Annotated in this window: 10 protein-coding genes, 1 tRNA gene and 2 rRNA genes; 7 read left to right on the forward strand and 6 right to left on the reverse strand. The window is 44.8% G+C overall.

The genetic code is table 11. The features are described 5' to 3' along the window. Window positions 1-32: 32 nt before the first annotated feature. A complete protein-coding gene (cobQ, locus tag METIN_RS04930; RefSeq protein ID WP_013100394.1) occupies window positions 33-1,499 on the forward strand; it encodes a cobyric acid synthase CobQ in 1,467 nt (488 codons plus the stop codon). Here the strand turns inward: cobQ and METIN_RS04935 are convergent. Genes METIN_RS04935 through yjjX form a run of 3 tightly spaced genes read right to left on the reverse strand, consistent with a single transcriptional unit; the run spans window position 1,488 to window position 3,215 of the window. After that, on the reverse strand, window positions 1,488-2,075 hold the full coding sequence (locus METIN_RS04935; RefSeq protein ID WP_013100395.1) for a hypothetical protein: 588 nt from the start codon (window positions 2,073-2,075) through the stop codon (window positions 1,488-1,490). The genes cobQ and METIN_RS04935 overlap by 12 nt on opposite strands. Beyond that, on the reverse strand, window positions 2,072-2,701 hold the full coding sequence (locus METIN_RS04940) for a S26 family signal peptidase (protein ID WP_013100396.1): 630 nt from the start codon (window positions 2,699-2,701) through the stop codon (window positions 2,072-2,074). The genes METIN_RS04935 and METIN_RS04940 overlap by 4 nt, the downstream gene beginning before the upstream one ends. Further along, a complete protein-coding gene (gene yjjX / locus METIN_RS04945) occupies window positions 2,694-3,215 on the reverse strand; it encodes an inosine/xanthosine triphosphatase (RefSeq protein WP_013100397.1) in 522 nt (173 codons plus the stop codon). The genes METIN_RS04940 and yjjX overlap by 8 nt, the downstream gene beginning before the upstream one ends. A 21-nt stretch (window positions 3,216-3,236) precedes the next feature. Between yjjX and METIN_RS04950 the strand changes: the two genes are divergently transcribed. Then, the gene (locus METIN_RS04950; RefSeq protein ID WP_013100398.1) at window positions 3,237-3,914 is read left to right on the forward strand and encodes a class I SAM-dependent methyltransferase; all 678 of its coding nucleotides are present in this window, start codon (window positions 3,237-3,239) and stop codon (window positions 3,912-3,914) included. On the opposite strand, the gene METIN_RS07810 is transcribed toward METIN_RS04950, so the two are convergent. Beyond that, window positions 3,850-4,134 (reverse strand): HepT-like ribonuclease domain-containing protein, encoded by a 285-nt coding sequence (locus tag METIN_RS07810; protein ID WP_198002836.1) that lies wholly within the window; start codon window positions 4,132-4,134, stop codon window positions 3,850-3,852. The genes METIN_RS04950 and METIN_RS07810 overlap by 65 nt on opposite strands. Window positions 4,135-4,263: 129 nt before the next feature. On the opposite strand from METIN_RS07810, the gene glmU reads away from it, so the two are divergent. Together glmU and amrS are read left to right on the forward strand one after the other, a co-directional pair. Then, on the forward strand, window positions 4,264-5,493 hold the full coding sequence (glmU, locus tag METIN_RS04955; RefSeq protein ID WP_013100400.1) for a bifunctional UDP-N-acetylglucosamine diphosphorylase/glucosamine-1-phosphate N-acetyltransferase GlmU: 1,230 nt from the start codon (window positions 4,264-4,266) through the stop codon (window positions 5,491-5,493). Next, window positions 5,490-6,485 (forward strand): AmmeMemoRadiSam system radical SAM enzyme, encoded by a 996-nt coding sequence (gene amrS, locus METIN_RS04960; RefSeq protein WP_013100401.1) that lies wholly within the window; start codon window positions 5,490-5,492, stop codon window positions 6,483-6,485. The genes glmU and amrS overlap by 4 nt, the downstream gene beginning before the upstream one ends. On the opposite strand, the gene METIN_RS04965 is transcribed toward amrS, so the two are convergent. Then, a complete protein-coding gene (locus METIN_RS04965; RefSeq protein ID WP_013100402.1) occupies window positions 6,475-7,305 on the reverse strand; it encodes a CBS domain-containing protein in 831 nt (276 codons plus the stop codon). The genes amrS and METIN_RS04965 overlap by 11 nt on opposite strands. Window positions 7,306-7,344: 39 nt before the next feature. After that, on the reverse strand, window positions 7,345-8,124 hold the full coding sequence (locus tag METIN_RS04970) for an HAD family hydrolase (protein WP_013100403.1): 780 nt from the start codon (window positions 8,122-8,124) through the stop codon (window positions 7,345-7,347). 222 nt (window positions 8,125-8,346) lie between these two features. Between METIN_RS04970 and METIN_RS04975 the strand changes: the two genes are divergently transcribed. The 3 genes from METIN_RS04975 to METIN_RS04985 all read left to right on the forward strand — a co-directional run bounded on the left by METIN_RS04975 (window position 8,347) and on the right by METIN_RS04985 (window position 13,070). Then, window positions 8,347-9,829, forward strand: a 16S ribosomal RNA gene (locus METIN_RS04975). Window positions 9,830-9,896: 67 nt separating this feature from the next. Continuing rightward, window positions 9,897-9,969: transfer RNA gene (locus METIN_RS04980), tRNA-Ala, on the forward strand. 113 nt (window positions 9,970-10,082) lie between these two features. Beyond that, window positions 10,083-13,070: ribosomal RNA gene (locus METIN_RS04985) — 23S ribosomal RNA — on the forward strand. The 16S and 23S rRNA genes sit together here with 1 tRNA gene alongside, the layout of an rRNA operon. The last annotated feature ends 28 nt before the right edge of the window (window positions 13,071-13,098 follow it).

The raw sequence follows: 13,098 nt of genomic DNA on the forward strand, positions 1-13,098 counted from the left end.
TTGGTAATATAATTATCTCATTGTGGGAGATAATGGCTAACTATATCATGGTTGTGGGAACATCATCAAATAGTGGGAAAACTACTTTAGTAACTGGCTTATGTAGACTGTTGGCAAATCAAGGTTATGAAGTAGCTCCATTCAAATCACAGAATATGAGCTTAAATTCAAGGGTGGCTAAAGAAGATGGAGAGATTGCTGTAGCTCAATATACTCAAAGTTTAGCTGCTAAACAAGAGCCTTCTATTCATTTTAACCCTATTTTACTAAAACCAAAAGGAAATTTTATTTCTCAGGTTATAGTCCATGGAAAGCCATTTAGGAATATGAACTATAATGAGTATAGAGAGAACAAGAATTTCTTTTTAAAGAAGATTAAAGAAAGCTTAGAGAAGCTTAAAGATTATGACTATGTCATAATGGAAGGAGCTGGAAGCTGTTGTGAGCTTAATTTATTAGAGGATGATATAGCAAACTTAAGAATTGCTGAGATTGTTAAGGCTAAAGCTATCTTGGTGGCTGACATAGATAGGGGTGGAGTCTTTGCCTCTATCTATGGAACTTTAAAGTTACTTCCTGAGAGATGGAGAAAGCTGATTAAGGGAATTGTGATAAATAAATTTAGGGGAAACTTAGAAGTGCTAAAGGATGGGATTGAGAAGATAGAGGAATTAACAGGGGTTGAGGTTTTAGGAGTTTTACCATATGATGAACATCTAACCCTTCCAGAAGAAGATAGTCAAAGCCTATCTCAAATAAAGTATTTAGGGGATAAGAGAAGTAAGATAACTGTTGATGTGGTTAGATTTAAAAAGATAGCCAACTTTTCAGACATTGATCCCTTAAGATTTGAAAGCTTTATAAGGTTTATAGATTTTGATGAAGACATTGGAGGAGATATTCTAATTCTCCCAGGAAGTAGAAGCTCTACAACTGAAGCTCATTACTTAAATAAAAATAACTTCTCAGAGAAGGTTAGAGAGTTTTTAAAGGAAGGAGGAATTTTAATAGGAATCTGTGGAGGCTATCAAACCTTGGGAGAGAAGTTATTAGACCCTAACAATAGAGAGAACTTCTTAGAAGAGGTTGAGGGCTTAAAAATATTGGAAGCTAAAACTACATTTGAAGGAGAGAAGGTTATAAAAAATTCAATTGGGGTTTTTAAAAATTATGAATTTCTTGGATATGAGATTCATGAGGGAAGAACTTACACAAAAGAGAGAAGATTTTTAAAAATTAAGAGGGGCTTTGGAGACTGTGGAGATGGATATGATGGCTCTATAAAAAAGGTTGGAGAGGGTTTAGTTATTGGAACATACTTCCATGGAATCCTTGAGAATACAAAATTTAGGGAATATATATTAAATAAGGTCTGTGAGAGGAAGGGCTTAGATAAGATAGAGGTAAAAGATAGATATAGGGAGATGTTGGAAAAGAGCTTTAATCACTTTGCAAAAGTTGTAAAAGAAAATTTAAACTTGGAAATATTATTTTCCTAATAGCATAGCCATAATAAACCTTGATTCAGCCTTATCAAGTTCTTCTAATGAATTTCCTTCAATAATAAACCTATTTCCTCTTTTTATTATCTTAGCTTTTCCATCTCCTTTAATAATGCTTACAACCATTGTTTTATTTGAGTTTATTATTTTTGTCATATTTTCAATAGGCACATAAGTCTTTATCCTCTCTCCATCCTTGGTTAGGGAATCAACATAAATATAACTTCCATTTCTCTCAAGCTCAACCACAATATTGTGAGGATAGTAATGGTTTAGCCACTTCACCTTACTAATGAAGTCTATTATTGTAACTCCTCCTTCTTCAGGGGTTATATTTAAAGTCCCATTGATATAAATATTAGGCTTGGTTAAATAATATTTATGGATCTCTTCAGGAGTTGTATTTATAAGCTCTGTCTTCTTAGCCAAGTAAATATTTGTCCTTAGCTCAACATTTATAGAGGTTCCATTAATATTTACTGTAAAGCTCTTCTTCATCTCTCCAACATTTAGGCACATGGAGAGAGAAACAAAGAGTAAGACAATAAAGGCTATTAAAACTCTTTTAGTCATTTTCTCCCTCTAAGGTAGTTATACAAGTAATAGAGAGCTATTCCCAACACTATTAAATACCAATACTCCTTAGCATAGATTGATAAATAACCTACATAGGGAATAACTAAAGGATAGCCATTAATTGTAACAACTCTCTGCCTTATCTGGGAAAGGGAAACTAATTCAGGATCATAGATAGGGTTATTATCTCCTTTTATTATTAAATAGTCCTTCCCTAAGAATTGAACTTTATCTCTAACCCTATGAATCACTGGCTTCTCATAGAGTTGAGGGACAGATAAATTAAAAACCTTAAAGATTCCTAATTTACTATTAAGATTTCCCAAATATTTAGCCTCTAAATTGCCCTCACTAAAGATATATAGGATATTTCTCTCCCCTAACCTCTCATCAATTTTGAAAATAATATCTTCATAGGCTGGCCAATGAGCATTATAGATAACAATGTCACCAACCTTTACATCCTTAGGGTTAAATTCAAGTCCCGCATTTTCCACAATAACCAAGTCTCCTCTCTTTAAAACTGGATACATGCTATTAGAAACAACAACATTTACATGGCTCCAAATTAGGAATAGGATAACTAAAAAAATGATCCACTCAGTAAGTTCTTTCTTATCCATAGTATAACCTCTCATTGATAATAGGAATTAAAGACATAAGAACACTCTCCTCACAGAGCTTTTCCCTAACTATTTTATTTTTTGTTAGATAGCCAATAAATCCTACTCCTCTACCAATATCCTTTATTCCACTGATCTCCTCAGCTATCTCCTTTCCTTCTCTCCCTTTAAATATTTCTTCAATAGCAAATTTAGGATATTCAAAGGCTGAGGATAGGCCTACACTCTCTCTTTCTCCATCATAGATAACAGAGACATGAACATCTAAATAATGGTTATTTAACTTCAAAATTCCAGCTTCAATACCAACAGAGTAGTCAAAGTTTCCAAGTTTATAACTCTCCTTAGCCCTATTTAAAGCTCCTCTATAGGTTTCCTCTAAACTCTTAGGATGGGGAGAAACCCCTGAGCTAACATTTAATGGAACAACTTCAACCTCTTGGAAAAAGGTTAAGAAAGCTTTCTCCACAGCTCTAACCTTAACTGGATTTGTTGAGCCAACAGCTACTTTCAAGCTCTCACCAAAGTGGTTGTTATGAAATATTATGACAAGTTGGCTAAATACTATGACAAGCTCTATAAAGAGAAGTATATGAGAGAGGTAGAGAAAAAGGTTATCATGAAAGAGGTTGAGGGCTTAACTTTGGATATAGGTTGTGGCACAGGAGAACAACTAAAGCTTTTAAATGAGGGGATTGGTTTAGACATCTCTTTAGAGATGGCTAAGATAGCTAAGGAGAAGTGTAAAAAGTTTGTTGTTGTTGCTAACTCTGAACATCTTCCCTTTAAAGATGAGAGCTTTGACACAGTCATCTCTTTCTTTGGAGCTCTAAATCACTGTAACATAGATAAAGCTTTTAAAGAAGTTTATAGGGTTTTGAAGCCTGAGGGAAAGTTTATTTTTACAGTTGCCAATGCCTATGACATAAAGTGGATAGTTAAAAATTTAAGAAGAAAGGGACTTAAAAAGACATTAAAGGCTGTAAAAGAGAGAAGGGGAAGGTTGGTTAAGTATATAGATGGAGAGAGGATAAGAGTTAAGATTAGATTTTACTCAATGAATGAAATAAAGGAAAAGCTACTAAAGAATAATTTTAAAATAGAGTATTCCTTTGGAGCTAACATAACTAATAGCTTCATTGACAAGTTCATTTATAAAAGCTTTTTAAAATATTTTGGCTCCTATATTGGGGTTGTTGCAAGGAAGTGTTAATTTCCTTTTTAATAACTCCCCAAGTTAAACATAAATCTGCTCCAAAATATTTATGAATTAAAACTCTCTCCAGCAAATTCTTCCCTTTGAATTTTTCTCTAAACTCCATGGGTAAGTTTTTAATTGCCTCCCCTATAATTTCTAATCTTCTAATGACTGCATCTTGTAAAATTTTGGATGTAAAGAATTCATCCTTAGTTTTATCCTTAATAAAAATCACCAAGATAAAATAAAATTATAACTTCTCTTATTTTTGTTGATTATTTTGATTTAGTATAGTTTTTATGAAAACTAAAATATAATAGCTTAACTATTAAATTAACCTAAAAACCTAATAAAGCTGATTACCATGGATGCCATAATCTTAGCTGCTGGGAAGGGAGAGAGGTTAAGGCCTTTAACTGAGAATAGGCCAAAGCCATTAATTCCAATTGCTGGGAAGCCTATCTTAGACCACATCTTAGAGAGGGTTGAGAGCTTAGTAGATAACATTTACATTATTGTCAAGTATAAGAAAGAGAAAATCATTGAAAGATACAAAGATAGGGAAAAAATAGAATTTTTAGAGCAAGGAGAGATAGATGGGACTGGAGAAGCTTTATTAACAGCTAAAGACTATGTTGATAAAGAATTTTTAGTTATCAATGGAGATATTATTTTTGAAGATAACTTAGAAGAGTTTTTAAAGTTTAAGTATGCTATAGGGGTTAAAGAGGTTGAGGATCCTAAAAACTATGGGGTTTTAGTTGTAAAAAATGATAAAATTATAGATCTGGAGGAAAAGCCAGAAAATCCAAGGTCAAATTTAATAAATGCTGGAATCTACAAGCTTGATAGTAAAATTTTTGACATATTAGAGAATATAGGGTTATCTGAGAGAGGGGAGAAGGAGATTACTGATGCCCTAAAAATTTTAATTAAAGAGAAAGATGTTAAAGCTGTAAAGCTAAAAGGCTTTTGGAGTGACATAGGCTTACCTTGGCATGTCTTAGAGGCTAATAAGTACTTCTTAGATAAGATTAAAAGAGATATTAGAGGGGAGATTGAGGAGAATGTTGTTATTAAGGGGGATGTAATTATTGAAGAAGGAGCTAAAGTGAGGGCTAACTCTGTCATTGAAGGCCCAGCCATTATAAAGTCTGGCAGTGTTGTTGGGCCTTTAGCTTATATTAGGCCTTATACTGTTTTAATGGAAAACACTTTTGTAGGAAATTCCTCTGAGGTTAAGGGAAGTATTATTATGAAAAATACTAAGATCCCTCACTTATCCTATGTTGGAGACAGCATTATAGGGGAAAACTGTAACTTTGGATGTAACACAATAACAGCTAACTTAAGGTTTGATGATAGACCAGTTAAAGTTAATATTAAGGGGAAGAGGGTTGAGAGTGTTAGGAAGTTAGGGGTTATTATGGGAGATAATGTTAAGACAGGAATACAAGTATCTTTTATGCCAGGGGTTAAGGTTGGAAGCAATTCTTGGATAGGGGCAAGTTGTTTAATAGATAAAGATATAGAGAGAGATACATTTGTTTATAAGAGAGACTCTTTAATTTTTAAGAAGAGAGTGGGAGAATGAAAGAGGCCATGTTTTATAAAAGGTTGAATGGAAAGGTTCAGTGCTTACTCTGTCCAAGACGCTGTATTATTCCAGAGGGTAAGAGAGGGTTTTGTTGGAATAGAGTAAATATTAATGGAAAGCTCTATGCTATAGGCTATGGAAAGGTTTGCTCTTTAGCCATTGACCCAATTGAAAAAAAGCCCTTATATCACTTCTACCCAGGAAGTAAGTGTTTATCCTTAGCCATAGCTGGCTGTAACTTTAGATGCTTACACTGTCAGAATTGGGAAGTCTCTCAGAGAGCTCCTGATGAAGTGGTTTATAGAGAGATGGAACCAGGGGAAGTTATAGAGCTTGCTCTCTCCTATGAAGTTCAGGGGTTATCTTACACTTACACAGAGCCAACAGTTTATTATGAATTTATGTATGATTGCTCAGTCTTGGCTAAAGAGAGAGGTTTATACAATACAATGGTAACCAATGGCTACATAGAGAAAGAGCCTTTAAAGGCTTTAACAATGGATGCTATGAACATTGATATTAAGGGAAATGAAAGATTTTATAGAGAGGTTTGTAAGGCTGAGCTTGATCCTGTCTTAGAAACCTGTAAGTTGGCTAAGAAGTTAGGGATATGGGTTGAGATAACCAACTTAATCATCCCAGGATATAATGACAATGTAGATGACATTCTCTTTATAGTGGAGTTTGTTAAATCTCTTGGTAGAGAAGTGCCTTTACACTTTACAAGGTTTCATCCAGACTATAAGCTTTTGAATGTTCCACCCACTCCTGTAGAAATCCTAGAGAGAGCAAGAGAGCTTGCCTTAGAAGAGGGCTTAAAGTATGTATATATTGGAAATGTTCCAGGACATGAGGGAGAAAATACTTATTGCCCAAGATGTGGAGCTCTTTTAATTGAAAGAGACATCTTTGGAATAAAAATAGTAGATTTAGACTTAGAGAGTAAGAAGTGTTTAGTTTGTGGAGAGAAAATAGATATTATTTGTTAAGAGAAGAGACAATATCTTTCTCTGTAATAATTCCAACTAATTTTTCTCCATCAACAACTGGAATAGCTCCAATGTTCTCTTTTATCATAATTTCAGCTATCTTCTTTAAATTGTCATCCTCTCTTGCTGTAATCACATCCCTTCTCATAATCTCTTCCATTCTGACATTTGTAATTTCCCTAACATTTCCAGTTTTCATATGGTTAAATGCCCAATCACTACCAAGTAGCTTTATAAAGTCTGTAGCTGTAATCATTCCTACTAATCTTCCTTTACTAACAACTGGCAACCTTCTAAATTTATTTCTTAACATGGTTCTGGCAACATCCTTTAACCTCTCTCCAGGAGTGGCATAGATAACATTCTTCTCCATGTAATCTTTAACAACCCCATCTATGTCATCTAAGAAGTATTTTATAACATCTCTCTCACTTATTAGAGAGATAACTTTATCTTCTTTATCAACTATTGGCACTCCACCAACCCCTCTATTTAAAAAGAGATCTATGGCTTCATCAACATCAGCATTTTCATTAAGGGTAATAACTTCCTTGGTCATTATTTCTTTTATAGGCTCATTAATAGCAGAGTAAAAGTTTCTGTTGTGCTTCTCTCTTATTAAATTATATTTGTCTCCTCCACCAATAAAATCAACTATATCCATTGCTGTAACAATCCCAACAAGCTTTTTATTCCCTGGGTTGGCTATTGGTAATCTTCTAAAGCCCTTCTCATTCATGGTTGTTAGAGTTTCCCTAATTGTCCAGGTTGGAGGAATAATTATAATTTCTTTAGATTCAACAATCTTTAAAACATTCATTTTCTCCCCATCTTAAAATTTTACAAAAAATAGTTATTGTTATTTTTGGTTAATATATTTTTTCACAATGTCAATAACTTCTTTAATATTTTTGATTTTATAATCAGCCACTTCTAAAGCCTTCTCTGAAGGATGTTTATTTTGTAAAGTAACTATAGCTAAGTCACTCTCTAACATAGCTGGGACATCATTAGCTCCATCTCCTACCATGATGGTAAAATAGCCTTCCTCTTTTAATCTTCTTATTAGCTCTTTCTTCTTCTCCTGATGAGCCTCTGGCACTATGTTGTCAACTCTTAACTTTTTTGCTAACTCTTCTAAGAAGCCTTTTCTATCTCCAGAGGCAATATAAATTTTAACTCCAAGCTCTTTTAACCTCTTAAAAGTCTCTTCAACCTCTGGAAAGAGACAGCCACTTGTTGCTACAGTATAGTCAACCTCCCCCTTTAAAGTATCTATAATGACAGCACTGCCAAAGAGGTTAGTTGAGCACTTACTTTTTAAAATATTTAGTGGCTCTTGCAACTCTCTAACCCTTGTCTTCTTATCCTCAAAGATGCCACTTAACTTTATAGGCTTATTACAGTAGGAGACTCCAATATTAACCTTCCTCAGAAAGTTTGATATTAAATTGTTAGGATTTTCTCTATCAACTGTTTTGAGAGGATCATCTTTTATGATAACTAAAGCTCTTCCCTTTTTCTCATCAACTAAGTCAACACTCTGCTTATTACAAATAAATTCTCCTTTCTTAACATCTTTTATAGCTCTGTGTATCTTTGTAATAGTGCCAGCATTGTCAAAAACTATAGCTATCATAAATAATTTAATAAATTATTTCAAATAGTTAAAATTTTCTCATAAATTGTTCTAAACCTAAAAACATTACAATTGTCTCCTCTCCCCTATAGGGTGCAAATGAAATGCGTTCCCGATCCGGGAGGGTCGGGACTGAGGCAAGCCCACGGCTGGGGGTAAAACCCCTTTGCAGTAGGAGGCGCAAGAAAGGTTTTATCCTTTCTTGCGACCGTACTCCATTTAATTCCGGTTGATCCTGCCGGAGGCCACTGCTATCGGGGTCCGACTAAGCCATGCGAGTCAAGGGGCTCCCCTTTTGGGGAGCACCGGCGAACGGCTCAGTAACACGTGGCTAACCTACCCTCGGGTGGGGGATAACCTCGGGAAACTGAGGCTAATCCCCCATAGGGGAGGAGGTCTGGAATGATCCCTCCCCGAAAGCCCGTAAGGGCGCCCGAGGATGGGGCTGCGGCGGATTAGGTAGTTGGTGGGGTAACGGCCCACCAAGCCTACGATCCGTACGGGCCCTGAGAGGGGGAGCCCGGAGATGGACACTGAGACACGGGTCCAGGCCCTACGGGGCGCAGCAGGCGCGAAACCTCCGCAATGCGCGAAAGCGCGACGGGGGGACCCCGAGTGCCCTCCCTCTGGGAGGGCTTTTCCGGAGTGTAAACAGCTCCGGGAATAAGGGCTGGGCAAGTCCGGTGCCAGCAGCCGCGGTAATACCGGCGGCCCAAGTGGTGGCCACTGTTATTGGGCCTAAAGCGTCCGTAGCCGGCCCGGTAAGTCCCTGCTTAAATCCCGCGGCTTAACCGCGGGGCTGGCAGGGATACTGCCGGGCTAGGGACCGGGAGAGGCCGGGGGTACCCCAGGGGTAGCGGTGAAATGCGTTGATCCCTGGGGGACCACCTGTGGCGAAGGCGCCCGGCTGGAACGGGTCCGACGGTGAGGGACGAAGGCCGGGGGAGCAAACCGGATTAGATACCCGGGTAGTCCCGGCTGTAAACTCTGCGGACTAGGTGTCGCGTGCCCTTCGGGGGCACGCGGTGCCGAAGGGAAGCCGTTAAGTCCGCCGCCTGGGGAGTACGGTCGCAAGACTGAAACTTAAAGGAATTGGCGGGGGAGCACTACAACGGGTGGAGCCTGCGGTTTAATTGGATTCAACGCCGGGAATCTCACCAGGGGCGACGGCAGGATGAAGGCCAGGTTGACGACCTTGCCAGACGCGCCGAGAGGTGGTGCATGGCCGTCGTCAGCTCGTACCGTGAGGCGTCCTGTTAAGTCAGGTAACGAGCGAGACCCGTGCCCCATGTTGCCATCCTCCCCTCCGGGGGAGGGGCACTCATGGGGGACCGCCTCCGCTAAGGAGGAGGAAGGTGCGGGCAACGACAGGTCCGCATGCCCCGAATCCCCTGGGCTACACGCGGGCTACAATGGCCGGGACAATGGGATGCGACCCCGAAAGGGGGAGCTAATCCCCTAAACCCGGTCGTAGTCCGGATCGAGGGCTGTAACTCGCCCTCGTGAAGCCGGAATCCGTAGTAATCGCGCCTCACCATGGCGCGGTGAATGCGTCCCTGCTCCTTGCACACACCGCCCGTCACGCCACCCGAGTCGAGCCCAGGTGAGGCCCCATCCGCAAGGGTGGGGTCGAACCTGGGTTCGGCGAGGGGGGCGAAGTCGTAACAAGGTAGCCGTAGGGGAACCTGCGGCTGGATCACCTCCCGAGAAAATAAACCTCCTACTGCAAAGGGGTACCCTAACCAGCCGTGGGCTTGCCTCATAAGCCAAGTGGGCCCGTAGCTCAGCTGGGAGAGCGCCGGCCTTGCAAGCCGGAGGCCGTGGGTTCAAATCCCACCGGGTCCACTTTTTATTTTTTAATAGATGAGGCCCACAATCTCTTAAAGGGGTTGTGGGCTGAGGCCCGATAAAAACATGAGGGCCGCGCATAGGCCCCAAGCCCTGGTGAAATCTGGACACCCTGCCGGGCACCAGCCCGCCTGGTGGATGGCTCGGCTCGGGCGCCGACGAAGGGCGTGGCAAGCTGCGATAAGCCCGGGGGAGGCGCAGGCAGCCTTCGATCCCGGGATTCCCGAATGGGACTTCCTGCCCTTCGGGGCGCTCCGTAAGGAGCGGGAACGCGGGGAAAAGAAACATCCGAGTACCCGCAGGAAAAGAAATCAACCGAGATGCCGGGAGTAGGGGCGACCGAAACCGGCACAGGGCAAACTGAATCCCTACCCGAAAGGGTAGGGAGATGTGGGGTTGCAGGATCTCCCATAAGCCCCTCGGCTGGGAAGCCGAAGTCCCCTGGAATGGGGCGCCATAGAGGGTGAAAGCCCCGTAGGCGTAACCAGCCAGGGGCTCGGGAGATTCCTGAGTACCGCGCGTTGGATATCGCGCGGGAAGCTGGGGGACATTAGGCCTCCAACCCTAAATACGTCCCGAGACCGATAGCGAACTAGTACCGTGAGGGAAAGCTGAAAAGCACCCCTGTCGGGGGGTGAAAAGAGCCTGAAACCAGGCGGGTACGGAATGGCACGGCCCTTAAGGTAACCCCTCCGAAGGAAACCTCCGCGAGGAGGGAGTACGAGGAGGGGCATGCCGGGGTCGTGCCGTCCGTTTCGAAAAACGGGCCGGGGAGTGTACGGGTGTGGCGAGCCTAAGGCCTTTAAGGCCGAAGGCGTAGGGAAACCGACAGGGCCGCAGCCCTCTGGGCGAGGGCCGGGGTCTGAAAGGGCCCGGAGTCACACCCGTACGACCCGAAACCGGGCGATCTAGGCCGGGGTAGGGTGAAGCCCCCCATCAGGGGGGTGGAGGCCCGCAGGGGTGTTCCCTTGCAAAGGGCTCCTCTGACCCCGGTCTAGGGGTGAAAAGCCAATCGAGCCCGGAGATAGCTGGTTCCCCCCGAAATGACCCGCAGGTCAGCCGGGGGTTAGGTAGATGGCGGGGTAGAGCCACCGATAGGGTGGTTAGGGGGCGAGAGCCCTCGCCACCCTGTCGAACTCCGAACCCGTCATCGCCGTAGCCCCCGAGTGAGGGCGTACGGGTAAGCCGTACGTCCGAGAGGGGAACAACCCGGACCCGGGTTAAGGCCCCTAAGTGCCGGCTAAGTGTAAATGAGAAGGGTGTCCCCGGCCTAAGACAGCGGGGAGGTAGGCTTAGAAGCAGCCATCCTTTAAAGAGTGCGTAACAGCTCACCCGCCGAGGTCGGGGGCCCCGAAGATAACGGGGGCTAAGCCGGCCGCCGAGACCCGGGGGCGCCGAAAGGCGATCCGGTAGGGGGGCGTCCCGCGGGGGTAGAAGCTCGGCCGTGAGGTCGAGTGGACCCCGTGGGAACGAGAATCCCGGCAGTAGTAACAGCAAAGTGGGGCGAGAATCCCCACCGCCGAAGGGGCAAGGTTTCCACAGCAATGGTCGTCAGCTGTGGGTTAGCCGGTCCTAACCCCCGGGGTAATTCCCTCAGGGGGGAAAGGGAAGCGGGTTAATATTCCCGCGCCACCGGGGTACGTGCGGCAACGCAAGGGCTGGCTTCCGACGCTTCGGGGTAGGCCGACCACCCCCGTCGGGGTGGCCAAGCGCATAAGCCCGGGGAGTGCCGTAATGGCGAGAACCGGGCAAAAGCGTGATGGGCCCTCCTTATGGAGGGTTCGGCTGAGCCCTGGAGCCCGTGAAAAGGGAGCCAGCAAGGATCCCCGGTGACCGTACCCAGAACCGACACAGGTGCCCCTAGGCGAGTATCCTAAGGCGTGTCGGGGTAATCCGGCCCAGGGAACTCGGCAAATTGGCCCCGTAACTTCGGGAGAAGGGGTGCCTGCGGTCCTCTCCTTAGTGAGGGGACCGCAGGTCGCAGTGGCCAGGGGGGTCCGACTGTTTAATAAAAACACAGGTCTTGGCTAGCCCGTAAGGGTGTGTACCAAGGCCGACGCCTGCCCAGTGCCGGTACGTGAAACCCGGGTACAACCGGGCGAAGCGCCGGTAAACGGCGGGGGTAACTATAACCCTCTTAAGGTAGCGAAATTCCTTGTCGGGTAAGTTCCGACCTGCATGAATGGCGTAACGAGACCCCCACTGTCCCGGGCCGGATCCCGGTGAACCTACCTTTCCGGTGCAAAGGCCGGAGACCCCCGGCGGGAAGCGAAGACCCCGTGGAGCTTTACTGCAGCCTGTCGTTGGGGCGTGGCCGTGGGTGCACAGCGTAGGTGGGAGCCGTCGAAGCCCTCCCTCCGGGGAGGGTGGAGGCGCCCATGGGACACCACCCACCCATGGCCACGTCCCTAACCCCCGAGAGGGGGGACACCGGCAGGTGGGCAGTTTGGCTGGGGCGGCACCCCCCTGAAAAGGCATCAGGGGGGCCCAAAGGTCGGCTCAGGCGGGTCAGAACTCCGCCGTTGAGTGCAAGGGCAAAAGCCGGCCTGACTTGGTCGGTAAAAGAGGCCGACCAAGAGGCGAAAGCCGGGCCTAGCGAACCCCTGTGCCTCACCGATGGGGGCCAGGGATAACAGAAAAGCTACCCCGGGGATAACAGAGTTGTCGCGGGCAAGAGCCCATATCGACCCCGCGGCTTGCTACATCGATGTCGGCTCTTCCCATCCTGGGCCTGCAGCAGGGCCCAAGGGTGGGGCTGTTCGCCCATTAAAGGGGATCGTGAGCTGGGTTTAGAACGTCGTGAGACAGTTCGGTTGCTATCTGCCGGGGGTGTTGGCCGCCTGAGGGGAAGGTGGCTCTAGTACGAGAGGAACGAGCCGCCGGCGCCTCTGGTCTACCGGTTGTCCGACAGGGCACTGCCGGGCAGCTACGCGCTAAGGGATAAGGGCTGAAGGCATCTAAGCCCGAAACCCTCCCCGAAAATAGGCGGCCATGGGGCTCCCCTAGAAGAGGGGGTTGATAGGCCCGGGGTGTAAGCGCCGAGCCGTTAAGGCGAGGCGTTCAGCCCGCGGGTACTAATCGCCCCAAGCCCGGCAGGGTGTCCAGACACTTAAAGGGCTTGGGGCC

Source organism: Methanocaldococcus infernus ME (assembly GCF_000092305.1).
Classification (GTDB): Archaea; AGJL01; Methanococci; order Methanococcales; family Methanocaldococcaceae; genus Methanocaldococcus; species Methanocaldococcus infernus.

What these genes read in the sequence shown, in the direction of transcription:
- METIN_RS04950 (WP_013100398.1), top strand. Translation starts at nt 3,237, where the DNA reads ATGAAATATTATGACAAGTTGGCTAAATACTATGACAAGCTCTATAAA.
- METIN_RS04935 (WP_013100395.1), bottom strand. Translation starts at nt 2,075, where the DNA reads ATGACTAAAAGAGTTTTAATAGCCTTTATTGTCTTACTCTTTGTTTCT.
- cobQ (WP_013100394.1), top strand. Translation starts at nt 33, where the DNA reads ATGGCTAACTATATCATGGTTGTGGGAACATCATCAAATAGTGGGAAA.
- METIN_RS04970 (WP_013100403.1), bottom strand. Translation starts at nt 8,124, where the DNA reads ATGATAGCTATAGTTTTTGACAATGCTGGCACTATTACAAAGATACAC.
- METIN_RS04940 (WP_013100396.1), bottom strand. Translation starts at nt 2,701, where the DNA reads ATGGATAAGAAAGAACTTACTGAGTGGATCATTTTTTTAGTTATCCTA.
- METIN_RS04965 (WP_013100402.1), bottom strand. Translation starts at nt 7,305, where the DNA reads ATGAATGTTTTAAAGATTGTTGAATCTAAAGAAATTATAATTATTCCT.
- glmU (WP_013100400.1), top strand. Translation starts at nt 4,264, where the DNA reads ATGGATGCCATAATCTTAGCTGCTGGGAAGGGAGAGAGGTTAAGGCCT.
- amrS (WP_013100401.1), top strand. Translation starts at nt 5,490, where the DNA reads ATGAAAGAGGCCATGTTTTATAAAAGGTTGAATGGAAAGGTTCAGTGC.